25 protein-coding genes and 3 tRNA genes are annotated in these 26,804 nt (G+C 59.0%); 5 read left to right on the top strand and 23 right to left on the bottom strand.

All coding sequences use genetic code 11. The annotated features are described in order from the left end of the window. Window positions 1-65: 65 nt before the first annotated feature. Both cra and J5M72_RS08630 read left to right on the top strand, forming a co-directional pair. Window positions 66-1,061 carry a catabolite repressor/activator gene (gene cra / locus J5M72_RS08635; RefSeq protein WP_169428818.1) on the top strand — a complete coding sequence of 332 codons (996 nt, stop codon included), beginning with the start codon at window positions 66-68 and terminating at the stop codon, window positions 1,059-1,061. A gap of 3 nt (window positions 1,062-1,064) precedes the next feature. Next, window positions 1,065-1,841, top strand: coding sequence for a TatD family hydrolase (locus tag J5M72_RS08630; RefSeq protein ID WP_207865176.1), 777 nt, complete (start codon window positions 1,065-1,067; stop codon window positions 1,839-1,841). Here the strand turns inward: J5M72_RS08630 and J5M72_RS08625 are convergent, their stop codons facing one another. From J5M72_RS08625 to J5M72_RS08605, 5 genes are all read right to left on the bottom strand, one after another. Next, window positions 1,842-2,231 carry a hypothetical protein gene (locus J5M72_RS08625; RefSeq protein WP_169428816.1) on the bottom strand — a complete coding sequence of 130 codons (390 nt, stop codon included), beginning with the start codon at window positions 2,229-2,231 and terminating at the stop codon, window positions 1,842-1,844. It lies immediately after the preceding gene. A gap of 153 nt (window positions 2,232-2,384) precedes the next feature. Then, a complete protein-coding gene (locus tag J5M72_RS08620) occupies window positions 2,385-4,415 on the bottom strand; it encodes a methyl-accepting chemotaxis protein (RefSeq protein WP_207865174.1) in 2,031 nt (676 codons plus the stop codon). A 184-nt stretch (window positions 4,416-4,599) separates the two neighbouring features. Next, a complete protein-coding gene (gene ampE, locus J5M72_RS08615) occupies window positions 4,600-5,436 on the bottom strand; it encodes a regulatory signaling modulator protein AmpE (RefSeq protein ID WP_169428814.1) in 837 nt (278 codons plus the stop codon). Further along, window positions 5,433-5,993, bottom strand: a complete 561-nt coding sequence (ampD, locus tag J5M72_RS08610; RefSeq protein ID WP_207865172.1) for a 1,6-anhydro-N-acetylmuramyl-L-alanine amidase AmpD — start codon at window positions 5,991-5,993, stop codon at window positions 5,433-5,435. The genes ampE and ampD overlap by 4 nt, the downstream gene beginning before the upstream one ends. A gap of 64 nt (window positions 5,994-6,057) precedes the next feature. Next, the gene (locus tag J5M72_RS08605) at window positions 6,058-8,244 is read right to left on the bottom strand and encodes a DUF1631 domain-containing protein (RefSeq protein ID WP_169428812.1); all 2,187 of its coding nucleotides are present in this window, start codon (window positions 8,242-8,244) and stop codon (window positions 6,058-6,060) included. A gap of 252 nt (window positions 8,245-8,496) precedes the next feature. Between J5M72_RS08605 and nadC the strand changes: the two genes are divergently transcribed. Then, a complete protein-coding gene (gene nadC / locus J5M72_RS08600) occupies window positions 8,497-9,345 on the top strand; it encodes a carboxylating nicotinate-nucleotide diphosphorylase (RefSeq protein ID WP_169428811.1) in 849 nt (282 codons plus the stop codon). A 51-nt stretch (window positions 9,346-9,396) separates the two neighbouring features. Here nadC and J5M72_RS08595 read toward each other — a convergent pair whose 3' ends face one another. After that, window positions 9,397-9,696: a DUF6388 family protein gene (locus tag J5M72_RS08595; RefSeq protein ID WP_085685841.1), complete on the bottom strand. Its 300-nt coding sequence runs from the start codon at window positions 9,694-9,696 to the stop codon at window positions 9,397-9,399. Between the two features lie 276 nt (window positions 9,697-9,972). Between J5M72_RS08595 and J5M72_RS08590 the strand changes: the two genes are divergently transcribed. Continuing rightward, window positions 9,973-10,476 (top strand): hypothetical protein, encoded by a 504-nt coding sequence (locus J5M72_RS08590; RefSeq protein WP_207865170.1) that lies wholly within the window; start codon window positions 9,973-9,975, stop codon window positions 10,474-10,476. A 7-nt stretch (window positions 10,477-10,483) separates the two neighbouring features. On the opposite strand, the gene J5M72_RS08585 is transcribed toward J5M72_RS08590, so the two are convergent. The 16 genes from J5M72_RS08585 to rlmE form a co-directional block, all read right to left on the bottom strand. Continuing rightward, window positions 10,484-10,559: transfer RNA gene (locus tag J5M72_RS08585), tRNA-Thr, on the bottom strand. A gap of 129 nt (window positions 10,560-10,688) precedes the next feature. Beyond that, window positions 10,689-12,794: a polyribonucleotide nucleotidyltransferase gene (gene pnp / locus J5M72_RS08580; protein WP_007953735.1), complete on the bottom strand. Its 2,106-nt coding sequence runs from the start codon at window positions 12,792-12,794 to the stop codon at window positions 10,689-10,691. Between the two features lie 193 nt (window positions 12,795-12,987). Then, a complete protein-coding gene (gene rpsO, locus J5M72_RS08575; protein WP_085698397.1) occupies window positions 12,988-13,257 on the bottom strand; it encodes a 30S ribosomal protein S15 in 270 nt (89 codons plus the stop codon). Window positions 13,258-13,372: 115 nt separating this feature from the next. After that, on the bottom strand, window positions 13,373-14,290 hold the full coding sequence (gene truB, locus J5M72_RS08570; protein ID WP_007953739.1) for a tRNA pseudouridine(55) synthase TruB: 918 nt from the start codon (window positions 14,288-14,290) through the stop codon (window positions 13,373-13,375). A 4-nt stretch (window positions 14,291-14,294) separates the two neighbouring features. After that, window positions 14,295-14,693: a 30S ribosome-binding factor RbfA gene (rbfA, locus tag J5M72_RS08565; protein ID WP_085698395.1), complete on the bottom strand. Its 399-nt coding sequence runs from the start codon at window positions 14,691-14,693 to the stop codon at window positions 14,295-14,297. A 160-nt stretch (window positions 14,694-14,853) separates the two neighbouring features. Beyond that, entirely contained in the window at window positions 14,854-17,370 is a 2,517-nt protein-coding gene (gene infB / locus J5M72_RS08560) for a translation initiation factor IF-2 (protein WP_169428809.1), read from the bottom strand. A gap of 27 nt (window positions 17,371-17,397) precedes the next feature. Then, window positions 17,398-18,879 (bottom strand): transcription termination factor NusA, encoded by a 1,482-nt coding sequence (gene nusA / locus J5M72_RS08555; protein ID WP_169428808.1) that lies wholly within the window; start codon window positions 18,877-18,879, stop codon window positions 17,398-17,400. A 47-nt stretch (window positions 18,880-18,926) separates the two neighbouring features. Beyond that, window positions 18,927-19,385, bottom strand: a complete 459-nt coding sequence (gene rimP, locus J5M72_RS08550; RefSeq protein ID WP_039769696.1) for a ribosome maturation factor RimP — start codon at window positions 19,383-19,385, stop codon at window positions 18,927-18,929. A gap of 138 nt (window positions 19,386-19,523) precedes the next feature. Next, a tRNA-Met gene (locus J5M72_RS08545) sits at window positions 19,524-19,600 on the bottom strand. A 97-nt stretch (window positions 19,601-19,697) separates the two neighbouring features. Next, window positions 19,698-19,783, bottom strand: a tRNA-Leu gene (locus tag J5M72_RS08540). A 22-nt stretch (window positions 19,784-19,805) separates the two neighbouring features. Continuing rightward, entirely contained in the window at window positions 19,806-20,189 is a 384-nt protein-coding gene (gene secG / locus J5M72_RS08535) for a preprotein translocase subunit SecG (RefSeq protein ID WP_011332406.1), read from the bottom strand. Between the two features lie 4 nt (window positions 20,190-20,193). Next, window positions 20,194-20,949, bottom strand: a complete 756-nt coding sequence (gene tpiA / locus J5M72_RS08530) for a triose-phosphate isomerase (protein ID WP_003221542.1) — start codon at window positions 20,947-20,949, stop codon at window positions 20,194-20,196. Window positions 20,950-21,014: 65 nt separating this feature from the next. Beyond that, window positions 21,015-22,352 carry a phosphoglucosamine mutase gene (glmM, locus tag J5M72_RS08525; protein WP_169428807.1) on the bottom strand — a complete coding sequence of 446 codons (1,338 nt, stop codon included), beginning with the start codon at window positions 22,350-22,352 and terminating at the stop codon, window positions 21,015-21,017. Between the two features lie 16 nt (window positions 22,353-22,368). Further along, complete coding sequence (gene folP, locus J5M72_RS08520) at window positions 22,369-23,220, bottom strand: dihydropteroate synthase (protein WP_207865168.1); 852 nt, start codon at window positions 23,218-23,220, stop codon at window positions 22,369-22,371. Between the two features lie 8 nt (window positions 23,221-23,228). Then, complete coding sequence (ftsH, locus tag J5M72_RS08515; protein WP_169428805.1) at window positions 23,229-25,133, bottom strand: ATP-dependent zinc metalloprotease FtsH; 1,905 nt, start codon at window positions 25,131-25,133, stop codon at window positions 23,229-23,231. A 202-nt stretch (window positions 25,134-25,335) separates the two neighbouring features. Continuing rightward, window positions 25,336-25,965: a 23S rRNA (uridine(2552)-2'-O)-methyltransferase RlmE gene (rlmE, locus tag J5M72_RS08510; RefSeq protein WP_169428804.1), complete on the bottom strand. Its 630-nt coding sequence runs from the start codon at window positions 25,963-25,965 to the stop codon at window positions 25,336-25,338. A gap of 101 nt (window positions 25,966-26,066) precedes the next feature. Between rlmE and J5M72_RS08505 the strand changes: the two genes are divergently transcribed. Further along, window positions 26,067-26,375, top strand: a complete 309-nt coding sequence (locus J5M72_RS08505; RefSeq protein ID WP_085698388.1) for a YhbY family RNA-binding protein — start codon at window positions 26,067-26,069, stop codon at window positions 26,373-26,375. A 9-nt stretch (window positions 26,376-26,384) separates the two neighbouring features. Here J5M72_RS08505 and J5M72_RS08500 read toward each other — a convergent pair whose 3' ends face one another. Beyond that, window positions 26,385-26,789, bottom strand: coding sequence for an MFS transporter (locus tag J5M72_RS08500; protein ID WP_169428803.1), 405 nt, complete (start codon window positions 26,787-26,789; stop codon window positions 26,385-26,387). Window positions 26,790-26,804: the final 15 nt, after the last annotated feature.

Genomic DNA, 26,804 nt, shown 5'->3' with positions numbered 1-26,804 from the left:
TGCCTGAATCGGGTAGGATTGGCGAAAATGTCGCGGCAAGCTCGAAAAAACAAGGAAATCCCGGGTTGAAACTCAGTGATATCGCGCGGTTGGCCGGAGTGTCCGTGACCACCGCCAGCTACGTCATCAACGGCAAGGCCGAACAGCAACGCATCAGCACCGCGACTGTCGAGCGGGTGCGGGCGGTGGTCGATCAGCACGGCTTTACTCCCAATCCACAGGCGGCCGGGCTGCGCAGCCGGCATACCCGGACCCTGGGTTTTATCCTGCCGGATCTGGAAAACCCCAGTTACGCGCGGATCGCCAAGCTGTTGGAACAAGGTGCCCGGGCTCGCGGTTATCAGTTGCTGATCGCCAGTTCCGACGATGCACCGGACAGCGAGCGGCAACTGCTGCAACTGTTCCGCGCCCGGCGTTGCGATGCGCTGATCGTCGCCAGTTGCCTGCCGGCCGGTGATGACAGCTACCGCCAGTTGCAGGCCAAGGGTTTGCCGGTCATCGCCATCGACCGGGTGATGGACCCCGAGCATTTCTGCTCGGTGGTCAGCGACGACCGCGAGGCCAGCCTGCACTTGACCGAAAGCCTGCTCGACCCGCAGCCGAAACAGATCGTGCTGCTGGGCGCCCGCCCGGAACTGAGCATCAGCCAGGAACGTGCCGCCGGTTTCAAACAAGCCCTTGCCGGCTTCAAGGGCGAAGTGCTGATCGAGCACGCCGAGTCCTTCAGCCGCGAATGCGGCAAGCAATTGATGGAAGAACTCCTGCAACGTCTCGGGCATTTGCCGGATGCGCTGGTGACCACGTCCTACGTGCTGTTGCAGGGTGTGTTCGACGCGTTGCATGACTTCCCGCTCAAATCCCGCCCGCTGCGCCTCGGCACATTTGGCGACACCCAATTGCTGGACTTCCTGCCGCTGCCGGTCAACGCCATGGCCCAGCAGCACCAGTTGATCGCCGACAAGGCCCTGGCACTGGCGCTGGCAGCGGTCGAGCAATCGGATTACCAGCCTGGCGTGCAGGCCATCGCCCGTACCTTCAAGCAGCGTATTCACCGGGACTGAACCGTGGAGCTGATCGACAGCCACACCCATCTGGACTTTCCCGACTTCGACGCCGACCGAGCGGCGTTGCTGGCCGAGAGCCGTGCCCTCGGCGTGCGGCGGATGGTGGTGCTGGGAGTCTGCGAAGGCAACTGGCAGCGGGTGTGGGATCTGGTGCAGAGCGATCGTGAGCTGTACGCGGCTTTCGGACTGCACCCGGTGTATCTGGATCAGCATCGGCCGCAAGACTTGCTTGCGCTGGGCGATTGGCTGACACGGCTGCGCGGTCATCGACAGCTGTGCGCCGTCGGCGAAATCGGACTGGATTACTTCATCGAAACTCTCGACCGTGAACGCCAGCAGGCACTGTTCGACGCGCAACTGCAGCTGGCGGCGGATTTCGAGTTACCGGCGTTGATCCACGTGCGGCGCAGCCATGCGGCGGTGATTGCCACGCTCAAGCGATTCAGACTCAAACGCGCCGGCATCATCCACGCCTTCGCCGGCAGCCGTGAAGAGGCGCGGGAATACATCAAACTCGGTTTCAGACTCGGTCTCGGCGGCGCGCCGACCTGGCCTCAGGCCTTGCGTATGCATCGAGTACTGGCGGATTTACCGCTGGGCTCGGTGGTGCTGGAAACCGACTCACCGGACATGGCACCCGCCATGTACCCCGGCTTGCGCAACACACCGGCGCATCTTCCGGCGATCTGCAACGCGCTTGCGGGATTGATGAGTATCAGCGCAGAACAACTTGCCGAGGCCAGCACCGCCAACTGCCGCGAAGTGTTCGGCTGGTAGTCATTCGCCGTGGGCCTTCACCGCGTCGAGCGTCAGGGTCATGTGCTGGCGATGGTGAACAAAACGCATCAGCGCGAAGTAGACGAAAACCACGATCAGTGAAGCATTCAACTGCTCGGTCACGTTGAGCAGCCCGATCCATTCCATCACCAGCGCCACCAGCAACGCAGTACACACCGTCAACGAAGCACTGAAGCGCAACCAGCCCAGCGAATCGAGGGATCTGAAACGTCTGATCTGTTTCGGGCAGCGCAGCTCGAGGGCTTTCTCGCAGTGAGCACAGGTGAACGGTTCATTGATCGCGATGGCATTGAGTTGCCAGGGTTTGAGCAGCAACGTGGTCTGGCAATGGGCACAGCGGCCCTGGACTCCCAGGGTTGCAACAGACATGTGTGGCCTCCTCCAAACGGTCAGTTGGTGTGATCTTGATCCATTGAAGACGAAAAATCAGGGCACGGAGGAAATCAGGAAATTGCTTACAAATGTAAGCAAAGAAGTACTACAAATTATTCCGACAAACCTGCCTCGCGAGAGGCAGGCTGATTAAACCCGGAAGGCGCTGATCAACTGCTTCAACTCAACCACCTGAGCCGACAGGGCGCGACTGGCGTTTTCGGTCTGACAGGCCCCTTCGGCCGTGCGTTCACCGGCGCGGTTGATCTCGACAATGTTCTGGTCGATGTCATGGGCCACAGCGGTCTGCTGCTCTACGGCTGCGGCGATCTGCTGGTTCTGGTCGACGATCATTCCTACCGCACCGAGGATGTTTTCCAGCGCCTGCTGGACCTTTTCCGACTGTCCGACCGTACCGTTGGCCATCGAATGACTGACACCCATGGCCTTCACTGCTGCGCCGACCCCGCCGTGAAGCCTGGCGATCATCTGCTCGATTTCTTCGGTCGATTGCTGAGTGCGTTTGGCCAGCGTCCGTACTTCGTCCGCCACCACCGCAAAACCCCGGCCCTGCTCACCGGCCCGCGCCGCTTCGATCGCCGCGTTGAGGGCCAGCAGATTGGTCTGCTCGGCGATGCTCTTGATCACCTCCAGCACCCGGCTGATCGACTGACTGTCGCTGGCCAACTGATTGATCACCCGCACCGACTGATCGATCTCACTGGCCAGTGCCGCGATGCTGCCCTGCTGCGACTCCACCAGACCACGTCCGTTGATGGTTTCGTCGTTGACGCTGTGGGCGCTGCTCACCGCAGCCGCCGCACTGCGTGCAACTTCCTGCGAGGTCGCCGACATCTGGTTCATGGCCGTGGCCACCTGCTCGATCTGGCTGCGCTGTCCGGCCACCGCCTGATTGCTTTGCGCCGAAACGTTTTCCACTTGCCCGGCCTGACGCTCGACCTCGCCGACGGTATGACCGACCCGCTCGATCAAGTCATGGATCTTGCGCACCGTGCCATTGAACACCTCGCCCAGTTCGCCCAGTTCATCGCGGCTATGGGCCACGAAGTTGACCGTCATATCCCCGGCCGCGACTCTGTCCATCATCGCGCCAAGACGTTTTAGCGTATTGCGGGTCGAGGCGTAGAAGCCGCCATAGAGGTAGAAGATCAGCACGAATACCACCGACAGCGCCACGGCTTGCAACACCATGTGCGTACGGTTCTGCGCCAGACGTTGCTGCAACTGGGTATCGAGAAATTTCAGGGTGGCTTCGTTGAGCTGATAAGTGCGATCCATCAGCCCGGTGATCTGATCGTAGAAAGCCTGCCATGGGGCATCGAGTGTCTCGGCCACCACCACTTGTTCTTCAAACACTTCGCTGGCCTGTTTCAGCGACGCCTTGCTGGCATCGGCCGCGGGGCTCAGCGAGTCACGCGCAGCCTTGCTCGAACCCAGCGCGTCCTGCAGTTTCAGCCCGTATTCGCCCTGAAGCTTTTCGATCTGCGCCAGCAGTTCATCAAACCGAGTGCTGGAGGAACTGTTGAGAAACCCCTGACCCAACGAGAAGGAGCCCATGGCCCGGCCTTCGCCGAGGGTCTGAGTGATGGCTGGTGTGATGGCTGTGACCAGCTCGCTGAGTTGGCGGATGTCGCTCTGAGTGTCGCGGCTCAGGCCGGCCTGGCTGGCGATGATCTGGCTGAAGATCTGTGCACTGCCCAGCAGCTTGCCGATCAGCGCGCTTTTGCTTTGCAGGGAGTTTTCAGCTTGCTGGGCCTTGAACGCGGCAATCATTTCATCGCGCTTGGCATCGAAGACCTTGATTTGCTCGGGGTCGTCGGTCATGGCCGCGAGCCCCTGCAGGCGCGCCAGGACGCTTTGTTCCAGACCGGTGATTTGCGACTCGACATTGCCGGCCTTGCCCGACTGGCCGAGGGTGACGTTGATCTGCACCAGGTTATTGAGGGTTTCCAGATCCCGACGCAGGGTCAGGCTGCTGCCCAGCAGGTCGAGGCTTTGCAACTCCACCCGGGTGCCCTGGAATTCGCGATAGGAATCGCGCACCAGATAGAAATTGGTCACCAGCATCGGTACCAGGAACAGCACGCTGATCAGGCTGAACTTCATGCCGAAGCTCAGACGGTTCATCAGCGAGACGGCGGGATAGAGCAAGCTCTTCACTGGAAGTCTCCCTTGGTTTTTTCTTGTTTTTATTGGCAGGCGCGGGGCGACAGCAGATAGCCACTATCGGGCGCTATCTCTGTATAGCTCAAATCGAAGGGAGGTTTTGTAACTTAAGGTTAACGGCAAAGGATCGCCCGGACGCGGGCTGCGTTCGGGCGACATATTGATCTTCAGGCAGGCATCAGTGGATCAGGACGGTCCACAGGGCAAACCCGGCGTACCACAACACCGCAGCACGCAGCAGCAGCTCCCACAGGCAATCGAGGGTGTTGATGCCTTCCGGGCCGACGACGGCAGGCGGAATCTCTCCGGCGGCCAGGCCGACCTTGTTGATCAGTTGCGCGGCGCTGATGTTCCAGTTCAACAGCTCATGCAGCATGATCCGGCTGACCGCGACAAAGTTGCCGACCAGCGCGAGACTTGCCGCCAACAGGCGCACCGGCACCCAGTCGAAGGCGTGCCGCAATTGCCCTGCCCGCTCGGCCAGCGCCGGGTTCTGCGCGTTCTCTTCTGCCAGGGCCAGCAGGCGATAGCTCAGGGCGGCGACCGGACCGAGCAGGAAGTACCAGAAAATCACTGCGAAAAAACTCTGGTACGCCTGCCACAACAAATGCTGCTGTACCTGCTCCAGCAGTTGCTCGCCGCTCTCGGCGCAGATATCCAGATCGCGCTTGGCCACATGTGCAGCGGCTTGCAGATCCTCACGGCGCCAGGCGTCACGGAACGGTCCGAGACCGCCGAGCAGATCTCCCCGCCCCAGGCTGTAAATCACCACCAGCAAATGCACCGGCAAGGCCAACAGGCCATAGGCAACCGGCTCCAGCACCAACAGCAGCAGCCCCAGCAAGGCCACCGGCAACAACACCAGAATGACCAGCACCAGCCATGGCCGTTTTGCCAGATTGCCGCTTTCAAGCTTGTGCAGTTCGCGGATCCATCCGCCATCGCGTTGAACCCGATGGCGCAGGGCCGAAAACTTCTCGACCCAGACCGCCAGCAGTAACACCAGAAAACTCATTGTCCTTCCTCTTGTGCCAGGGCTGCGCGGTAGCGTGCCCAATCGAATGCCGGGCCAGGATCGGTCTTGCGCCCGGGTGCGATGTCGCTGTGCCCGCAGATACGAGCGCCGGTGATAGCCGGAAATGCTGTTTGCAACTGACGGGTCAGCGTGATCAAGGCCTGATACTGCGCATCGGTAAATGGCAGATCATCAGTGCCTTCGAGCTCGATGCCCACGGAAAAATCGTTACAGGTTTCGCGGCCTTCAAAAATCGATACACCCGCATGCCACGCCCGCTCGAGACAGGAGACAAACTGGGTGACCTTGCCGTCACGTTCGATCAGGAAATGCGCGGAGACGCGCAGGTCGGCAATCCCGGCAAAGTAAGGATGCTCCGTGACATCCAGACGATTCTGGAAAAATTCCTGCACCTTACCGGTGGCGAACTGCGCCGGCGGCAGGCTGATGTTGTGGATGACCAACAGCGAAACTTCGCCCGCCGGGCGTTCATTGAAGTTGGGCGATGGGCAGACCTCCACCCCATGACACCACCCGCTTGCGGGATCCAACTGCATACCGATTCCTTCAACGCCGACTGTGTTGGCGCCCAGTATGCCGCGATCGACCCCCGACGCGCGATCACTTGCCGTTATTGAGCCGTCGCAGATTGCCGAGCACCGACTCCAGCGCGCGGTCGAACAGCAAGGTATCGTCCAGAGCCCGCACCGTGCCCCGGCGGAACTCCATGGCCAGGGCGAGCCGGTTGCGCTCCTGGACCTTCATCCCGGTGCGATCGACGAATACGTACTTGCCAGTGGCCTGAACGATCGCCGCCAGTTTGCAGCGCAAGACGTGCTCGTCATCCTCCTCGAACGCCACCCAGCTGCCCAGACGCAGCTGATCGACCTGGCGCAGGCTCGCGTCGTCGGCCGGCAAGCGCTCCGGGGTCAGGGTGAGGGCGGCCTCGTCAGCGGTCTGCAAAACGATGGCCCGGGAAACCTCGATCATCGGTGGCAATTCGCACTGATCCACTGCCGGCGTTTCGAGCAAGCGCACATGCAGCCCCTCCAGCTCACTGAAAAACTCGCTGGTGGCAAACGGGTCGAAGGCCGAGCTGCTCAACCCGTCACGCAACGATTTGAGCAACCCCGGCACCAGCGTCAGCAAGCGCAGGCCCGCGTCAGCCTCGGCGTGACGCTGCACACTCCAGATCAATTGTTCCATGGTCTGCACATCGGCCTGCCATTCGGCGGACTGATCGCCGTGCTTGAGACAGGTCAGCAGCAACACTTTGCTCCAGGCCGTCTGCACGAAGGCTACCACCGACGGTGGCAGGACTTTGCCCAGCAGCGCCCGGGTCATCGCTTGTTCGACGCAGACACGCGCCAGCTCGGTTTTCGCCCGGCCCTCTTCCGCGTCGCGCAGGCGTTGCTCAAGCAGTTCACTGCGGCGACGTTCGTCGCTGGTGAAGGTTAGGAAGTCCGCCAGCAGTTCGGAGAAGATCGCCGGGTCATCAACGAAATCCGTCAGCAGCCGCTGTACCACTTGCTCGATGCGCAAGTACAGGCTGCCCCGTGCATCGCCGTCGCACTCGCCCCAGCCCATGGCCGCTTCGGCGATTTCATTGAGCAGGCGGCGCGCCGGATGACTGCTGCGGCTGAAAAAGCTCTTGTCGATCACCGCGACTTTCAACATGGGAATCTGCAGCCGGGCGATCAACGCCTTGAGGGAGTCCGGCAGATTGCGATCGTCGAGAATGCAGTCGAAGACCATGGCGACGAGGTTGATCACATCCTCGTCGGCCTCTCCGACGACCCGGGATTTGCCGCTTTTCACACTGACCCGGGTCAGCAGTTGTTCAAGCTGGTTGCGCAGGTCGAAGTCTTCCTGCCCCGCCAGCGCCGGCACGTATTGCTGCAAGTGCGACAGCAGGCGCAACAGATCGCGGGTGGAAATCGGCAGGGTCGCCGCGCTGGGCTCCAGAGTCGGCGCCACACTGCCGCGCAGGTGTGACAACAGTTCCTGAAGTGCGGCAAAAACCTCCTGTACACCGGCGTCCGCTGGCGCCTGATCGAGATCGTCAAACTCGCCGTCCACGCTGGCCACAGCATGATCCCCGACCCGGCGCGAAGGGGCCGGTTTCAGTTCGGGCAACACACCGGTGGCCACCAGCAGTTGATTGGCTTCGGCGAACAACTGAGCGGTATCAGCCAGTACATAGCGCTCGAACAGTTTGAGCAGAATCAGCTTGACCTTGATCTCCACCCCCAGATTGCGCCCGGCCTGGAGGAAATACTCACAGAGCATCGCCGGCCCCAGCGGGTTGTGGCGATCATCGAGGGATTTACCCAGCAACGCATTGAGCCGAGCGGTCAACTGATCGAGTGCAAGACCGTCGCGGTTGAGCACCCGACCCACCATGGTCTCGATGGCTACGTTGCGCTCCATGTCGTCGGTACGCGGCGTGGCGTCTTCGTACTGCAATGCATGCGAAACGACGTTTTGGGCAGGATCGGATTGAATGAGACCGACAAAGGCCTCGAAGTATTGCTCGAGAAAGCCGCGCTCGATGTTCTTGCGCTTGAGGCGCAGGTCGCGCATGGCTTCGAAAAAGATGTTCTGCTCGACGTCGTTGCGCGCCCGGTCGGCCATTTCGAACAGAGTGTCGTCGGCGTTATCGAACAGTTCCTGCAGGCCGTTGCGCAGGCGTTGTGCAGCCTTGTCGCGAACCTGAAGCAGAATCACAGGCAGGCGGGCGAGCGGCGAGTGGTTCGCCTGATCGGTAGCAGCCTTGTGCAAAGGCACTACGTTCCCGTCGTTGTGCATCCAAGCCTCCTGAAACGGTGATTTGCCGACGTCAAAGACATGGCGTCAAATGCAAGGCGGATTATCTTGCAAAAGTTGTCTCCGGCGCCAGAGGCGTCAGGGTTTCCCCTAGACGGGCGCACCCTTGAGTGACCGCCGCCCAACGGCTTCGCTCCATGGAGTCGACCAGATGCAGGCAGCCACGCGGTTCTCGCCTTGGGTTGGCCCGTGCCATACCCCTATAATCGGGCCACTTAGTTTGTGGAGCCCGTTATGCCGAATCTACGTCTCGCCGATTTGACCGCCGAAATCGAAGCCAACGTGCGCCGTGCGTTGCTCGAAGACATCGGCAGCGGCGACATCACCGCGCAATTGATCCCGGCCGAACGCCTGGCCAAAGCCACCATCATCACCCGTGACGCCGCGGTGATCTGCGGGACAGCCTGGGTCGATACGGTGTTCCGTCAGCTCGATCCGCGAGTCGCGGTGCACTGGCAGGTGCGCGATGGCGAACGGGTTTCGCCCAATCAGCCGTTGTTTCACCTGGAAGGCCCGGCCCGCTCGCTGCTGACCGGTGAACGCAGCGCTCTGAACTTCCTGCAATTGCTGTCCGGTGTGGCCACCCGCGCGCAATACCTTGCTGACTTTGTGGGCGAAACCGGGGTGAAACTGCTCGATACCCGCAAGACCCTGCCGGGTCTGCGTCTGGCACAGAAATACGCGGTGACTTGCGGCGGTTGCCATAACCATCGCATCGGTCTCTATGACGCGTTCCTGATCAAGGAAAACCACATCGCCGCCAGCGGCGGAATTCCTCAGGCCATTGCGGCAGCGCACAAGATCGCACCGGGCAAACCGGTGGAAGTCGAAGTGGAAAGCCTGGAAGAGTTGAAGGAGGCCCTGGCGGCCGGCGCCGACATCATCATGCTCGACGAACTGAGCCTGGACGACATGCGCGAAGCCGTGCGCCTGAACGGCGGCAAGGCGAAACTGGAAGCCAGCGGCGGCATCAACGAAAGCACGCTGTTGCCGATTGCACAGACCGGGGTGGATTACATCTCGATCGGTGCGATGACCAAGGACGTGAAGGCCGTCGACCTGTCGATGCGCCTGAGCCTCTGATTCGAACGCGCAATAAAAAACGCCAGCCCTTTCGAGGCTGGCGTTTTTGTTTCAGACCACCAGATTGTTCATCTCGCAATATTCATCCCACTCGACGCCCAACACTTCGGCCGCTTCCTTGTGCAGTTCCAGGCGTTTGGCCTCGAACTCCTCAGGCGTGCTGGTGTACTTGAGGGTCAACTCCCAAGGTTGCAGGCCCTGGGCTTCGGCTTCGTCTTCGAACGCCCACTGAATCTGGTCCTTCTGATCATCGGGACTGAGATCCTTGATCTCGTCCATCAGCTCAGGCGCATCAAGCTTGTACTTTTCCAGCGCTTGTTCGTGGCGTTGCTCTTGAGTTAACTCGGTCATGGCGTTCTCGCTGATCGTAAGAATGGAAGATGGATGTGGATCATCAAGGATCTCTCTGACGCGGATTGTCCGGCCTTCGGAACCATTCGGGATCATCTGAAAACTGCTGGGCGATGCTCATGCAGACAGCGAATATAGGACGTTTGGCGAGCGAATTACACGGGTCTTTACATCTCTCCCACAAAAAGTTGACCGGGGGAACATAAATCGCCTTTCCAAGTCATAGCCATGTGCCACATCGGCACTCACCTTCGCTGTTCACAAGGAAACCCAGTGATGCGCAGCTTTTCGAAGATTTCTTCTGTTGTGTCCGCCACCGCTTTGACTGTCCTCTTGGGCACCCTCGCCCCTCTGACCAGTGCAATGGCAGTTGAACTCAGTGGCAGCAGCCCTTCCTATGGCGACGAGATCTCCGCCATTCACAACGATTTCGGCAAAGACGTGGTAATCAAGAGCGGTATTGGTGTCGATGAACTGAAAAAGATGCGCGACACCGTCAACGATCAGTCGCGTCAGATCGAAGAGCTCAAACGCAGCAGCGGTTCCAGCTCGAGTTCCAGCGGCAGAGAGATTGATGATCTGAAGAGCAAGGTCAAGGAACAGGAGCGCCAGCTCGATACGCTCGGCCGTCAGGTCGAAGACCTCAAGCGCAACAGCGGCTCCAGCTCCAGCTCAAGCAACAGCGAAATCTCCAGCCTGAAGCAGAAGCTCAACGATCAGGATCGCGCGATGGATCAGCTCAAGCGGACCGTCGAGGAGTTGAGCCGCAAGGTGAAATAAGGGGAAGTGGTGCCCGAGACAGGAATCGAACCTGCGACCTTCGCGTTACGAGTGCGCTGCTCTACCGGCTGAGCTACACGGGCGGTGGGCTAAACCTAGCACTGGTCTTGCAGGTCGGCAACTTCGCCGAATGACTCGATATTTCACGGACAAAAAAATGCCCCGCCGTTTTCACGGCGGGGCATTTTTATTGCGCTAAAGCTATGGGGTGATTAAACGCCCGAAGCCTTGGCCGCTGCCACGTCTTTGATGGACAGTTTGATACGGCCGCGGTTGTCCACGTCCAGTACCAGAACTTCCACTTCCTGGCCTTCTTTCAGGATGTCGGTCACTTTCTCTACGCGAGCGTCGCTCAGCATCGAGATGTGAACCAGACCGTCCTTGCCTGGCAGGATGTTGACGAATGCGCCGAAGTCGACGATGCGCTCAACCTTGCCGACGTAGATCTTGCCGATCTCGGCCTCTGCGGTGATACCCAGAACGCGCTGACGTGCTGCTTCAGCCGCTTCCTTGGTTTCGCCGAAGATCTTGATCGAGCCGTCGTCTTCGATGTCGATCGAAGCCTTGGTCTCTTCGCAGATCGCACGGATGGTCGCGCCACCTTTACCGATAACGTCACGGATCTTGTCGGTGTCGATCTTCATCGCGATCATGGTCGGAGCGTTGGCCGACAGTTCGGTACGCGACTGGCCGATGATCTGGTTCATCTGACCGAGGATGTTCAGGCGCGCTTCCAGGGCTTGGCCCAGAGCGATTTCCATGATCTCTTCGGTGATGCCCTTGATCTTGATGTCCATCTGCAGCGCGGTCACACCTTTGGCGGTACCGGCCACTTTGAAGTCCATGTCGCCCAGGTGGTCTTCGTCACCCAGGATGTCGGTCAGAACAGCGAATTTCTCGCCTTCTTTAACCAGACCCATGGCGATACCGGCAACCGGTGCCTTCATCGGAACGCCGGCGTCCATCAGGGCCAGGGAAGCACCACAAACGGAAGCCATCGAGCTCGAACCGTTGGATTCGGTGATTTCCGATACCACACGGATGGTGTACGGGAATACGTCAGCGGCTGGCAGCATGGCCGAAACCGAGCGACGGGCCAGACGGCCGTGACCGATTTCGCGACGACCGGCGCCACCCATGCGACCACACTCGCCCACCGAGAACGGAGGGAAGTTGTAGTGCAGCATGAACGGGTCTTTCTTCTCGCCTTCCAGAGTGTCCAGCAGTTGTGCGTCACGGGCGGTGCCCAGCGTCGCGACCACCAGAGCCTGGGTTTCGCCACGGGTGAACAGTGCCGAACCGTGAGTCTTCGGCAGAACGCCGACTTCGATGTTCAGCGGACGTACGGTGCGGGTGTCGCGACCGTCGATACGTGGCTTGCCGTTAACGATGTTTTCGCGAACGGTGCGGTATTCGATTTCGCCGAAAGCGGCTTTGACGTCGGAAGCCGAAGGCTGGCCTTCTTCGCCGGACAGCTTGGCAACGACCTGGTCACGCAGCTCGCCCAGACGCGCATAACGGTCGGCCTTGATGGTGATGGTGTAAGCCTGGGAGATCGCTTCGCCGAACTCGGAACGGATAGCGGCCAGCAGCTCGGTGGCCTCTGGAGCCGGTGCCCAGGTCCAGGTTGGCTTGGCAGCTTCGGCAGCCAGTTCTTTTACAGCGTTGATCACGACCTGGAACTCGTCGTGAGCAAACAGTACCGCGCCCAGCATCTGGTCTTCGGTCAGCTCTTTGGCTTCCGATTCAACCATCAGTACAGCGTCCGAAGTACCGGCAACAACCATGTCCAGGCTCGAGGCAGCTTGCTGCTCGTAAGTCGGGTTCAGCAGGTAACCGGTGCTTTCGTGGAAAGCAACGCGAGCGGCGCCGATCGGGCCGTCGAACGGAATGCCGGAGATCGCCAGGGCAGCCGAGGTACCGATCATCGCAGCGATGTCCGGATCGGTCTTCTTGCTGGTGGAAACCACGGTGCAGACAACCTGCACTTCGTTCATGAAGCCTTCAGGGAACAGCGGACGGATCGGACGGTCGATCAGTCGGGAAGTCAGGGTTTCTTTCTCGGAAGGACGGCCTTCACGCTTGAAGAAACCGCCAGGGATCTTGCCGGCAGCGTAAGTCTTTTCCTGGTAATGAACGGACAGAGGGAAGAAGCCCTTGCCCGGATCGGCTTGCTTGGCACCGACTACGGTCACCAACACGCTGACGTCGTCGTCAACGGTGACCAATACTGCGCCGGAGGCCTGACGGGCGATACGGCCAGTCTCGAGGGTAACGGTCGACTGACCGAACTGGAATTTTTTGATTACCGGGTTCACGGTGTCCTACCTTCTTTGTGGCTCTTGGGGGAACTGGTTTCTTGCGAAATTCTTGGGCAACGTCGGGAATCGGCCCGCTGATTGTCCGGGTAAAACGGTAGTTCAGATAAAACTTGAGGCTGGGAGCCTGCCATGCGCCAGCGGGAATCCCGTTGACGCAAGACAGACAACCAACCTCTAGCGCAATCGCTGATTAGCGACGCAGACCCAGGCGAGCGATCAGAGCGCTGTAACGGCTCAGGTCCTTGCCTTTCAGGTAGTCCAGCAGCTTGCGACGCTGGTTAACCATGCGGATCAGACCACGACGGGAGTGGTGGTCTTTACCGTTGGCCTTGAAGTGACCTTGCAGTTTGTTGATGTTGGCGGTCAGCAGTGCAACTTGCACTTCTGGCGAACCAGTGTCACCAACAGCTTGCTGGTAGTCAGCTACGATTTGGGCTTTTTCTTGAACGTCGAGAGCCATGAGGCAATCCTTTTATCAGGAAACCGTTTCAGAAACGGTTTCAACAGGCCAGGGACAAATCCCTGTATCTATAAATGAGTAGTGACCGTGCCTGTTAACAGCCACACTCGTTCGGTCATTCTGACCGAATCAGTCGACGCGGCGCGATCCGCCCGTCTTCGCTCACTTCACCGATACCGATGAAGCGACCGTTATGATCCTGTACCCGCACCATGCCGAACTTCGGAGCATCCGGGGCACGTACCGGCTGGCCGTTGAGCCAGTAGAACGCGCTCGCCTCCGAGAACTGCAGCAGTGGCCAATCCTGCAGGCCGCTGTCCGATGGCATCAGGAAGCGGTCGACCGCTTCGTTGCCGCCTTCGGCATGTACCGCTTCAAGCTCTTCGAGGGTCACGGTCTGCGCCAGGGTGAAAGGCCCGGCCTGGGTACGGCGCAATTCAGCGACGTATGCACCACAACCGAGTTGCTCACCGATATCCTCCACCAGGGTACGAATATAGGTGCCCTTGCTGCAATCCACCGCCAGACGCGCAGTATCGCCTTCGAAGGCCAGCAATTCCAAGCGCGCAATAGTAACAGAACGCGGTTCGCGCTCCACTACTTCGCCTGCACGGGCCAGCTTGTACAGCGGCTGGCCATCACGCTTGAGAGCGGAGTACATCGGCGGTATCTGACTGATTTGACCGCGAAATTTCGGCAGGACCGCTTCAATGTCGGCCTGACCAACGGTCACCGGACGCTCCTGCAAAACCTCGCCTTCGGCGTCTGCCGTGGTGGTGGTCTTGCCCAGTTGCGCCAGGGTTTCGTAACCCTTGTCGGAATCAAGCAGATACTGCGAGAACTTGGTCGCCTCGCCAAAGCACAGCGGCAACACGCCGGTAGCCAGTGGGTCGAGACTGCCGGTGTGACCGGCCTTCTCGGCGTTGAGCAGCCAGCGAACCTTCTGCAACGCGGCGTTGGAGGTAAACCCCAGCGGCTTGTCGAGCAGGATGATGCCACTGACGTTACGACGGATACGTTTGACCTGAGCCACCGAGTTACTCCTTGGTGTCTTCGGGTGCAGCAGTTTCGTGCTGACTGTCTTCGGCCACCGCTCGCTCGATCAGAGCCGACAGGTGCGCGCCACGGGCGACACTTTCGTCGTAGTGGAAGTGCAATTGAGGCACGCTGCGCAGCTTCATTTCACGAGCCAGCTGCATGCGCAGGAAACCGGCGGCAGCATTGAGCACCTTGATGCTTTGCGCGATGTCTTCGGCGTTGTCCTGCCCCATCACGGTGATGAAGATCTTCGCGTGACCAACGTCACGGCTGACATCAACAGCGGTAATGGTGACCAGGCCGACACGCGGATCTTTGACTTCACGACGGATCAGCTGGGCCAGCTCACGCTGCATCTGATCGCCGATTCGTTGGGTACGGCTGTATTCTTTTGCCATGATTTGTTACCTGTTACTGCCCCGCGGTGAAACCCGCAAGGTCTGAAAGCGGCAAACGCCCGGCCTGACAAAAAGCCAGACCGGGCGTTGCGTTTAGAGTCCTGACGCCGTGCCGCGCATTTTCATGCGGCGGCCCGACGTGGCCCTTGAAGTGCACGAGTCAGAGGCTGCGAGCAACCTGAACCTTCTCGAAGACTTCGATCTTGTCACCGACTTTGACGTCGTTGTAGCTCTTCACGCCAATACCGCATTCCATGCCGGCACGCACTTCGGAAGCGTCATCCTTGAAGCGACGCAGGGATTCCAGCTCGCCTTCGAAGATAACGATGTCTTCACGCAGTACGCGGATCGGACGGTTACGGTGGACGGTACCCTCGATCACCATGCAGCCGGCGATAGCGCCGAACTTAGGCGAACGGAACACATCACGTACTTCGGCCACACCGAGGATGTTCTCGCGAACATCGCTGCCAAGCATACCGGTCAGGGCTTTCTTGACGTCTTCGATGATGTCGTAGATTACGTTGTAGTAACGCATGTCCAGACCTTCCTGCTCGACGATCTTCCGTGCGCCGGCATCGGCACGCACGTTGAAGCCGAACAGTACAGCGTTGGAAGCCAGTGCCAGGTTGGCGTCGGATTCGGTGATACCACCGACACCGCCACCGACCACGCGCACTTGCACTTCGTCGTTGCCCAGGCCGTTCAGAGCACCCTGCAAGGCTTCCAGCGAGCCACGGACGTCGGATTTGAGGACGATGTTGAGCGTCTTCTTCTCTTCCTGACCCATGCTTTCGAAGATGTTTTCCAGCTTGCCGGCGTGAGCGCGAGCCAGTTTGACTTCGCGGAACTTGCCTTGACGGAACAGAGCCACTTCACGGGCTTTCTTCTCGTCGGCAACCACGCTCATCTCGTCGCCAGCGTCAGGCGTACCGTCCAGGCCGAGGATCTCGACCGGAATGGCCGGGCCCGCTTCCTTGATCGGCTTGCCGTTCTCGTCGAGCATGGCGCGTACACGGCCGTAGTTCGAGCCGACCAGCACCATGTCGCCTTGACGCAGCGTACCGTCCTGAACCAGAACAGTCGCTACCGGGCCACGGCCCTTGTCCAGACGCGATTCAACCACGACACCACGGCCTGGGGCCGATGGAGTGGCAGTCAGTTCGAGAACTTCGGCTTGCAGCAGAACAGCTTCAAGCAGTTCGTCGACGCCGGTACCCATCTTCGCCGAGACCGGAACGAATGGAGTGTCGCCACCCCACTCTTCGGAGGTCACGCCGTGAGCCGACAGTTCGCTGCGGATGCGATCGAGATCAGCACCCGGCTTGTCGATCTTGTTCACCGCAACCACCAGAGGAACGCCAGCCGCCTGAGCATGCTGAACAGCTTCGATGGTTTGTGGCATCACGCCGTCGTCCGCCGCAACCACCAGGATCACGATGTCGGTCGCCTTGGCACCACGGGCACGCATTGCGGTAAACGCGGCGTGACCCGGGGTGTCGAGGAAGGTGACCATGCCGCGTTCGGTTTCAACGTGGTAAGCACCAATGTGCTGGGTAATACCGCCGGCTTCGCCAGCAGCAACCTTGGCACGACGGATGTAGTCGAGCAGCGAGGTCTTGCCGTGGTCAACGTGACCCATTACGGTCACGACCGGCGCACGAGGAACCGCTTCACCTTCAAACTTCAGGGACTCGGCCAGGGAATCTTCAAGGGCAGTGTCGCTGACCAGGGTCACTTTGTGGCCCAGTTCTTCGGCTACCAGCTGAGCAGTTTCCTGATCAAGCACCTGGTTGATGGTCGCTGGAGTACCCAGTTTGAACATGAACTTGATGATTTCAGCAGCCTTCACCGACATCTGCTGAGCGAGATCGCCAACAGTGATGGTTTCGCCGATCTTCACTTCACGCACGACAGGGCCGGTCGGGCTCTGGAAACCGTGGGCGTTGCGTTTCTTCAGCTTGGCCTTGCCGCGACCGCCGCGACGGAAGCCATCGCTTTCTTCGTCGGTGGTGCGTGGCGCCACACGTGGAGCCGGTGCCTTTTCCTTGACCGAAGCGCGATGCGGAGCATTCTTGCGCTCGCCATCACCACCGCCACGACGGTTGTTATCGTCGGCACGTGGTTTGTCCGGACGGCGCTGTTCGTCACGCTTGCGAGTGTCGGCAGCGGGCGCAGCAGCCACAACCGGCGCAGCTTCGCGCACAGGTTCAGCGGCTGGCGCAGGCGCAGCAACAGGCTCGGCAGAAGCGGTCGGTGCAGCAGGCTGGCGACGCGCTTCTTCTTCAGCGCGAACACGGGCTTCTTCTTCAGCCTTTTGACGGGCAGCATTCTCTACTGCGCGACGCTCATCCAGTTCACGCTTGCGCTCGGCTTCGATTTCTTCCGGGCTACGCTGTACGAAAACTTTCTTCTTGCGGACTTCAACGCTGATGCTTTTGCTGCCAGCCACACGCAGGGTGCTGGTGGTTTTACGCTGCAGCGTGATCTTGCGTGGTTCTTCCACTTTCGCCTTGTGGCTGCTCTTCAAGTGAGTCAGCAGGGATTGCTTCTCACTGTCAGTCACATGTTCTTCGGCGGCGGTGTGCGGCAGACCTGCCTCACGCATCTGCTGCAACAGGCGCTCTACCGGTGTTTTGACCTCATCGGCCAGTTGTTTCACCGTGACTTGCGTCATGCATTTCTCTCCTCAGGCCGCGCCTAATTACTCGAACCAGTGGGCTCGGGCGGCCATGATCAACTTGCCGGCACGATCATCGTCAATGCCGTCGATGTCGAGCAGGTCGTCAATAGACTGCTCGGCCAGGTCTTCGCGGGTAATTACGCCGCGCACCGCCAGTTCCATCGCCAAATCCTTGTCCATACCCTCAAGCGAGAGCAGGTCTTCGGCCGGATGGGCGTCTGCCAGCTTTTCCTCAGTAGCGATGGCTTTGGTCAACAAGCGATCCTTGGCACGAGCGCGAAGCTCGTTGACGATCTCCTCGTCAAAGCCGTCGATGTTGAGCATTTCTTCCAACGGTACGTAGGCAATCTCTTCCAGGCTGGTGAAGCCTTCGTCTACCAGCACCTGAGCCAGCTCTTCGTCGACTTCCAGCTCGTCGATGAAGTTGCGCAGGATGTCGCCGGTTTCCGCTTGTTGCTTAGCCTGGATGTCCGATTCGGTCATCACGTTCAGGGTCCAGCCAGTCAGCTGGCTCGCCAGACGCACGTTCTGACCACCACGACCGATGGCCTGAGCCAGATTGTCTGCGCCAACGGCGATGTCCATGGCGTGGGCATCTTCGTCAACGATGATGGCCGCCACTTCTGCCGGCGACATGGCATTGATCACGAACTGCGCCGGGTTGTCGTCCCACAGGACGATATCGACACGCTCGCCACCCAACTCGCCCGACACGGCCTGGACGCGCGAACCGCGCATACCGATGCACGCGCCCTGCGGGTCGATGCGTTTGTCCTTGGAACGGACGGCAATCTTGGCCCGCGAACCCGGATCACGGGAAGCGGCCATGACTTCGATGAGGCCTTCAGCGATTTCCGGCACTTCGATACGGAACAGCTCGATCAGCATTTCCGGCGCGGTACGCGACAGGATCAGCTGAGGGCCACGGTTCTCGGTGCGGATTTCCTTGAGCAGCGCACGCAGACGCACGCCAACACGGAAGGTTTCGCGAGAAATGATGTCTTCACGGGCCAGCAACGCCTCGGCGTTATTACCCAGGTCGACGATCACGTTGTCGCGGGTCACTTTCTTCACGGTGCCGGAGATGATTTCTCCCAGGCGCTCGCGATAGGCGTCAACCACTTGAGCGCGCTCGGCTTCGCGCACTTTCTGCACGATGACCTGCTTGGCGGTCTGCGCAGCGATGCGGCCGAACTCGATGGATTCGATCTTTTCTTCAACGACGTCACCAACCTTGGCGCCAGGATGCGTTTCGGCAACCTTGCTTGGCCAGGTTTCAATGGCCGGATCATCGAGATCATTCTCTTCGACGACCGTCCAGCGACGGAAAGTTTCGTAAGAACCGGTGTGGCGATTGATTTCCACACGCAGATCAACTTCGTCTTCAAAACGCTTTTTGGTAGCAGTGGCCAGAGCCAGCTCCAGCGCTTCAAAAATTACGCTTGCCGGTACGCCCTTTTCATTGGATACCGACTCAACAACCAGCAGTACTTCTTTGCTCATCGTACGCCTCGCCTTTCGCAAGCCATTGGATCCGCGGGATCCGCGTCTCAGTCAAAACTGGGAATAATGTTGGCCTTGTCGATCATATCGATCGGCAACAGGAACTCATGGTCATCTACCTGCACCACGACATCCTGTTCTTCTACACCGCGCAGAAGGCCCTGAAAGTTGCGTCGTCCTTCAAAAGGCGAGCGCAGCTTGATCTTCACTTGTTCACCGACATATTTGGCAAACTGCTCAAGAGTGAACAGTGGGCGTTCCATGCCTGGCGAGGAAACTTCAAGGGTGTATTCAACGGATATCGGATCTTCAACATCCAGCACACCGCTGATCTGACGGCTGACGATGGCGCAATCGTCCACCAGCACGCCGCCTTCCTTATCGATATAAACGCGCAACATTGAGTGGCGACCTTGAGCCGAAAACTCAATACCCCAGCATTCATAGCCCAGGGCCACGACCACCGGGGCCAACAAGGCCTGCAACTCTTCTAGCTTGCTCGACACCTGAACCCCCTCGTGCATGTATGTGCATGCTTTGCAAAATAAAAAAATGGGCGAAACGCCCATCCTTGAAACGCCGTCGAACAGCGGCGTTGAAAGTGTCCAGCTAACAAAAAGCCCCTTAAAAGGGGCTCCTTAAACTGGTTGCGGGGGCCGGATTTGAACCGACGACCTTCGGGTTATGAGCCCGACGAGCTACCAGACTGCTCCACCCCGCGACAAAGCTGGGGCGGAAGTATACGACCGATCCCTGAAAGGGTCAATGTAACCTTCCACCTGCAAGAAAGCCCGCAACAGCGGGCTCTCCTGACTAATTGGTACCGAGAAGGGGACTCGAACCCCTACACCCTATGGGCACAACCACCTCAAGGTTGCGTGTCTACCAATTCCACCACCTCGGCAAAACTACGTTTGAAACCCTTCTTACTTCTGCTCTTGAGCTGGAGGTACGTCAGTCGCTGGAGTAGCCGACTTTTGCTCTTGAAGCACCGGGACATCATCAGAAGCCGGTTGTTGCTTTGGAACTTCCAACACTGCCGGGTTTGGCAAACCTGCCTGAGTCAGCTGATGAGCTTTCTCTTTAGCAAAGTATCCTAACCCCAAGCTGGTTATGAAGAAACCGGCGGCAAGTATAGCAGTAAACTTACTAAGAAAGGTAGAGGAACCTTGGCTTCCGAACACAGTATTTGAAGCACCTGCTCCGAAAGACGCGCCAGCATCCGCACCTTTACCCTGCTGCAGCAAAACCAGAGCAACTACGCCCAATGCACCCAGCAGATGAAAAACGACTACGACTGTTTCCAGCATTTTTTCAGTTTCCCGCGGCGCGACAAATCGCACCGAACTCATCTGCATTCAGGGAAGCCCCACCAATGAGCCCCCCATCGATATCCGGCATGCCGAACAGTTCGACCGCATTGGCCGCCTTCACGCTGCCGCCGTATAGAAGCCGCACGCCTCGTGCGACTTCAGAATTCTCTGCCGCCAACTGCTCACGAATGGCCTTATGCACATCCTGAGCCTGTTGCGGCGTTGCAGTCAGCCCGGTGCCAATGGCCCAGACCGGCTCGTATGCGATCACTGCATTGGCAAAGGCACCAACACCCAGCTCCTCAATAATGCTGCCCAGCTGACGCCCGACAACTTCAAGAGTTTTCCCAGCTTCGCGCTGCTCCAGGGTCTCCCCCACACACAGCACCGGAATCAAGCCACATGCCTGCGCCGCTGCGAACTTGCGATTCAGCATCCCGTCTCGCTCGCCCATGATCTGGCGGCGTTCGGAGTGCCCTACAAGCACCAGGGAACATCCTGCATCCACCAACTGACTCGGTGCAATTTCACCTGTCAGCGCACCTTGCATCGATTCCACCGCAGAGTTCTGCGCGCCGACCGAAATCGACTTTCCTTTCAAGCCATCAATCACTTGATTGATATGCAGGCAAGGCGGAAATACCGCGACATCAACACCGCTTGGCAAGGCCAGATGACGAAGGCCGTTGATCAGCTCAGCGACGCTGGCGCGGGTACCGTGCATCTTCCAGTTACCAGCTACCATAGGGCGACGCATGCTGTACCTCGTCGGTCAAAGTGGGCGCAGATGTTACCCAACACAATCACGACTGGCAAGCCGTATCAGGCAGAAACTTCAGTTACCAGTTTTGCCAGTTCTTCGGCATAGCCGCGAACCTGGGTTTGATCCTCACCCTCGACCATGACGCGCACCAGAGGCTCTGTCCCGGACTTGCGCAGAAGCACACGCCCACGACCCGCCATCGCCTCGGTTACTCGCTTGCTGGCTTCCTTGACAGCGGGGTGCTCGAGCGGACTGTCGCCACCGCCAAATCGGACATTGATCAGCACTTGCGGACACTTGCGCAGGGCCTGTCGGGTTTGAGCAAGACCTTCATTGCGAGTCTTGAGTGCCATCAACACCTGCAATGCAGCGATGATCGCATCCCCCGTAGTGGTGTGATTAAAGCAGACGACATGCCCCGAGTTCTCGCCACCAACCTGCCAGTTGCGCTCCAGCAATTCGGCAATCACATAACGGTCGCCGACATTGGCACGCACGAAAGGAATACCCAGATCCGCCAGAGCCAGCTCCAGGCCAAGGTTGCTCATCAGCGTGCCGACCACGCCGCCCTGCAGCTTGCCACGCTCATGCAGATCGCGGGCGATGATGAAGATCAGTTCGTCACCGTCGACTATCGCACCGGTATGGTCGACCATCAGCACGCGGTCACCGTCACCATCGAACGCAATCCCCAGATCAGCGTGTTCGGCAAGCACCGCTGCCTGCAACGGCCCCATATGGGTCGAACCACAGTTGTCGTTGATGTTCAGCCCGTTGGGCTGCGCGGACAACACGACGACCTCGGCACCCAGTTCGCGGAACACACTTGGCGCGACCTTGTAGGTCGCACCGTGCGCACAGTCGATCACGACCTTGAGACCGGCAAAGCTGGTGTTGGTCGGTACACTGCTCTTGCAGAATTCGATATAACGGCCGGAGGCATCGTTGATTCGCGATACCTTGCCGATCTTGCTCGACTCGACAACAGTCATTGGCGTATCGAGCAACTCCTCGATCATCAGCTCCAACTCGTCCGGCAACTTGGTGCCCCTGCCGGAGAAAAACTTGATGCCATTGTCATCGTGAGGGTTGTGCGAAGCACTGATCACAATACCGGCTTCAGCCTGGAAGGTACGCGCCAGGTAAGCAATGGCAGGTGTCGGCATCGGGCCGAGCAACATTACATCGGCGCCGGCCGATGTCAGACCGGCTTCCAGCGCCGATTCGAACATGTAACCGGAAATTCGCGTGTCTTTGCCGACGAGCACCTTGCAGGCGCCCATTTTTCGGAAGGCCATGCCGGCAGCCCAGCCGAGCTTGAGCATGAAGTCCGGAGTGATCGGGTACTCACCGACGCGACCACGAATACCGTCGGTACCAAAGTATTTCTTGCTCATAAGTACTCCATCATTCTTATTCGGCTGATTCCACGGCCGCGATCATGCGCACGACATCCACCGTTTCTGCCACATCATGGACGCGCAATATACGTGCGCCTTTGACCGATGCCAGTGCGGCCAGTGCCAGACCACCATACAGACGCTCACCCACGGGGCGATTCAGGGCCTGTCCGATCATGCTTTTTCGCGAAACACCCACCAGCAGAGGTCGACCCAATGCATGGAGGGCTTCCATGTGCCTGAACAAGCTTAGATTGTGCTGAAGGTTTTTTGCGAAACCGAAGCCAGGATCAAGGATGATCCGTTCGGCGGGTATGCCGACCGAAGCGCATCGCTCCATACGCTCGGCGAGAAACTCACCCACTTCACGAGTGACATCCTGATAGTGCGGATTGTCCTGCATGTTGCCGGGCTCTCCCAGCATATGCATCAGGCAGACCGGCAACCCGGTGGCCGCCGCTGCATCCAGCGCACCATCACGCTGCAACGATCGCACATCATTGATCAAGCCGGCCCCCAGACGCGCGGTTTCCCGCATGACAGCCGGAGTGGATGTATCGACCGAAATGATCACATCGAGTTCGCGATTGATCAGCTCGACGATCGGCGCCACTCGCTCAAGCTCCTCGAGAGGAGAAACCGCACGAGCGCCAGGACGGGTTGACTCACCGCCAACGTCAATCAGCGTTGCACCGGCAGACACCATCGCCTCGGCATGACGCAAGGCTGCATCAAGCTGACTGTATCGACCGCCATCGGAAAAGGAATCGGGAGTGACATTGAGAATGCCCATGACATGCGTCCGGGCCAAATCAAGAACCCGGTTGCCGCAAGGCAACCGGGTCAGGGACTGTACAGAAGTCATTTCAAACCTTAAACGTCAGCAGCCGGACCGCCAATCGGTGTTTCCGGACGCTCATCCTGAACGACCGGAGGAGGCGTACCAGTACCACCCGACCAGTCGCGCGGCTCGCGCGGCGTACGACCCGCCATGATGTCGTCGATCTGTTCGGCATCGATGGTCTCGTACTTCATCAAGGCATCAGCCATGGCGTCGAGCTTGTCACGGTTGTCCGTGAGGATCTGCTTGGCGGTGCCGTAGCACTGATCAATGATGCTGCGCACTTCCGAGTCGATCAGTTTGGCCGTTTCGCCCGAGAAGCTGGCGTTCTGACCGCCACCGCCACGACCGAGGAACACCTCGCCTTCTTCTTCCGCATACATCAACGGACCGAGTTTTTCAGACAGCCCCCACTTGGTCACCATGTTCCGCGCAATCTGACTGGCACGCATGATGTCGTTGGAGGCACCTGTAGTCACCCCGTCGAAGCCCAACGTCATTTCTTCGGCGATACGGCCGCCGTACAGCGAGCAGATCTGACTGATCAACGCACGCTTGGACAGGCTGTAGCGATCCTCTTCCGGCAGGAACATGGTCACACCCAGCGCACGTCCGCGCGGGATGATCGACACTTTATAGACCGGATCATGCTCGGGCACGACGCGACCGACGATAGCGTGGCCGGCTTCGTGATAAGCGGTGTTCTGCTTTTCCTTCTCGGACATGACCATGGATTTGCGCTCGGCGCCCATCATGATCTTGTCTTTCGCCAGTTCGAACTCTTTCATCTCGACGATGCGCTTGCCGGCACGAGCAGCGAACAGTGAAGCCTCGTTGACCAGGTTAGCCAGGTCAGCACCGGAGAAGCCCGGAGTACCACGTGCGATAACGGCCGGAGCTACGTCATCACCCATTGGCACTTTACGCATGTGGACCTTGAGGATCTGTTCGCGACCACGGATGTCCGGCAGACCGACCACCACCTGGCGGTCGAAACGACCAGGACGCAGCAGAGCCGGGTCCAGCACATCAGGACGGTTGGTTGCGGCGATGACGATGATGCCGTCATTCATTTCGAAGCCGTCCATCTCGACCAGCAACTGGTTGAGGGTCTGCTCGCGCTCGTCGTGACCGCCACCCATGCCAGCGCCACGATGGCGACCAACGGCGTCGATCTCGTCGATGAAAATAATGCAGGGTGCGTGTTTCTTGGCCTGTTCGAACATGTCACGAACGCGGCTGGCACCGACACCGACGAACATTTCGACGAAGTCGGAACCGGAAATGGTGAAGAACGGCACTTTGGCTTCGCCGGCAATCGCCTTGGCCAGCAAGGTTTTACCAGTACCCGGGGGACCAACCATCAGTACACCGCGCGGGATGCGGCCACCGAGACGCTGGAACTTGCCCGGATCACGAAGGAATTCGACCAGCTCGCCAACCTCTTCCTTGGCTTCGTCGCAACCGGCAACGTCAGCCAGCGTGGTCTTTACCTGATCTTCGGACAGCAGGCGCGCCTTGCTCTTGCCAAAGCTCATCGGCCCACCCTTGCCGCCCGCACCGCCTTGCATCTGGCGCATGAAGAACATGAACACCGCGATGATGACCAGGATCGGGAAGCTGGCCACCAGAAGCTGGGTCCAGATGCTTTGCTGTTCAGGCTGCTTGCCTTCGACCACGACGTGGTTGTCGACCAGGTCGCCGATCAGGCCATTGTCCTGAATTGCCGGACGAATGGTCTTGAAGCTGTCGCCATCGTTGCGCTTGCCGGTAATCACGTAGCCATCGACGGCCACGCGCTCGACCTTGCCATCCTTGACCTGCTGGATGAAGTCGGAATAGTTGAGGGTCTGCGGCTCGTTAGGGCTGGAGAAGTTGTTCATCACCGTCACCAGGACTGCCGCGATGATCAACCACAGGATCAGATTCTTTGCCATATCGTTCAATTAACTACCCTCTGAAGCAAGCTCCGCTACTGGCGCGCGCTTCGCATGATATTCACCGGCCTAACTTACTACATTACCTACAGCTCTGGCAGGCGCCGTCTGTAACCCTTTGTGAAACACTTTCTACACAATATTCGCTAATGCACGCGGGGCGAAATACGAAAAACCTATCACCCCGCCAAAAAACCTCGTTTTACTCGCCACCGCCGCGGTAGCCCCAAGCCAGCATGTATTGCTCGCGGGAGCTGTCGCGGGAAGAGTCCGGCTTGATCATCTGGATCTTGTCGAACTTCTTGCGAGCGTCCTTCAGGTAAGTATCGAACCCTTCTCCCTGAAAAATCTTGATCAGAAAATTGCCGCCCGGCTTGAGTATCCGCTCTGCCAGATCAAGAGCCAGCTCGCAAAGAAACATGGCTTTGGGCATATCTACGGCAGGCGTACCACTCATATTGGGGGCCATATCGGAAATCACAAGGTCCACCTGCGAATTACCCACAGCCTCAAGGATTCGAGCGAGTACTTCGTCCTGAGTGAAATCCCCCTGTATGAAGGTCACGTCCGGAATGCTGTCCATTTCCAGGATGTCCGAGGCGATCAGGCGCCCCTGGCCACCGATCAGCCGACTGGTGACCTGCGACCAGCCACCGGGCGCCGCGCCCAGGTCGACCACGCTCATCCCTGGGCGGATCAATTTGTATTTTTCCTGGACTTCAAGAAGCTTGTAACTCGCACGCGAGCGGTAGCCATCCTTCTGCGCCTGCTTCACATAAGGATCGTTGACATGTCGTTTCAGCCAACCAAGGCTTGTCTTGGAACGCGCCATTGGGCACCTCGTTGATTAGGGTCGTGATTAATTGGGCGGATCCACGAGCCCTCGGGTAAAATGGCCGCCATTTTACAGAATCCAGACGAAAGGGTCAGATTATGCCGCTCACTCCAGAGCAGAAGAAACAGTACAAATCCATTGGCCACCACCTCAAACCAGTTTTGACTGTGGCTGACAACGGTTTGACTGAGGGTGTTTTAGCCGAACTCGAACGCGCGCTGGCGGACCACGAGCTGATCAAGATCAAGCTCAACATCCTCGATCGTGAGGCGCGCCTGGCGTCCATTGCGGAGCTGTGCAAGGTCGGCAAGGCCGATCTGGTTCAGGTCATCGGCAAAATGGCCCTGATCTACCGCAAGAACTTCAGCGTCAACAAGCAGCTGTCGAACGTTCATCGCTTCAAGTGATGAAAAGGGTCAAGGGTGTGCTTCGCGCACCCTGCCACTCCACCCCGGCACCGGCTGCATCACCAGAACCAGCCCGGAAAAGCCCAGAACAAGATAGCTGAACACTTGCCAGCGCTGCGCATCCGGCCAGCCGACACGCACTGCGACATACATCGCACTCGCATACAACGCCATCAGCAGCACCTGTCCGCGAAAATCCCGCCATAGACTGCCCAGGCCTTCGGTCCGTACCAGCACCAAAGCCTGAAAAATCACGCACGCGGCAGCAAAACCCACCACCGGCACTTCAAATGCACTGGCGACCTCGTCGATCAGCAGCGGTGCGAGACCTATCTGGCCCAACACCGGCCGCAGACCGAGGTGCACCAGCCATAAACCGCCGACCCACAACATCTGGGTCAGCTGCCAGAGCATGGCGCCCGCATGCAG

Source organism: Pseudomonas sp. 58(2021) (assembly GCF_017491585.1).
In the GTDB taxonomy this organism is placed as follows: domain Bacteria; phylum Pseudomonadota; class Gammaproteobacteria; order Pseudomonadales; family Pseudomonadaceae; genus Aquipseudomonas; species Aquipseudomonas fluorescens_BT.
The sequence above is the reverse complement of the archived record's forward strand: the minus strand, read 5'-3'. Positions and strand labels throughout refer to the sequence as shown.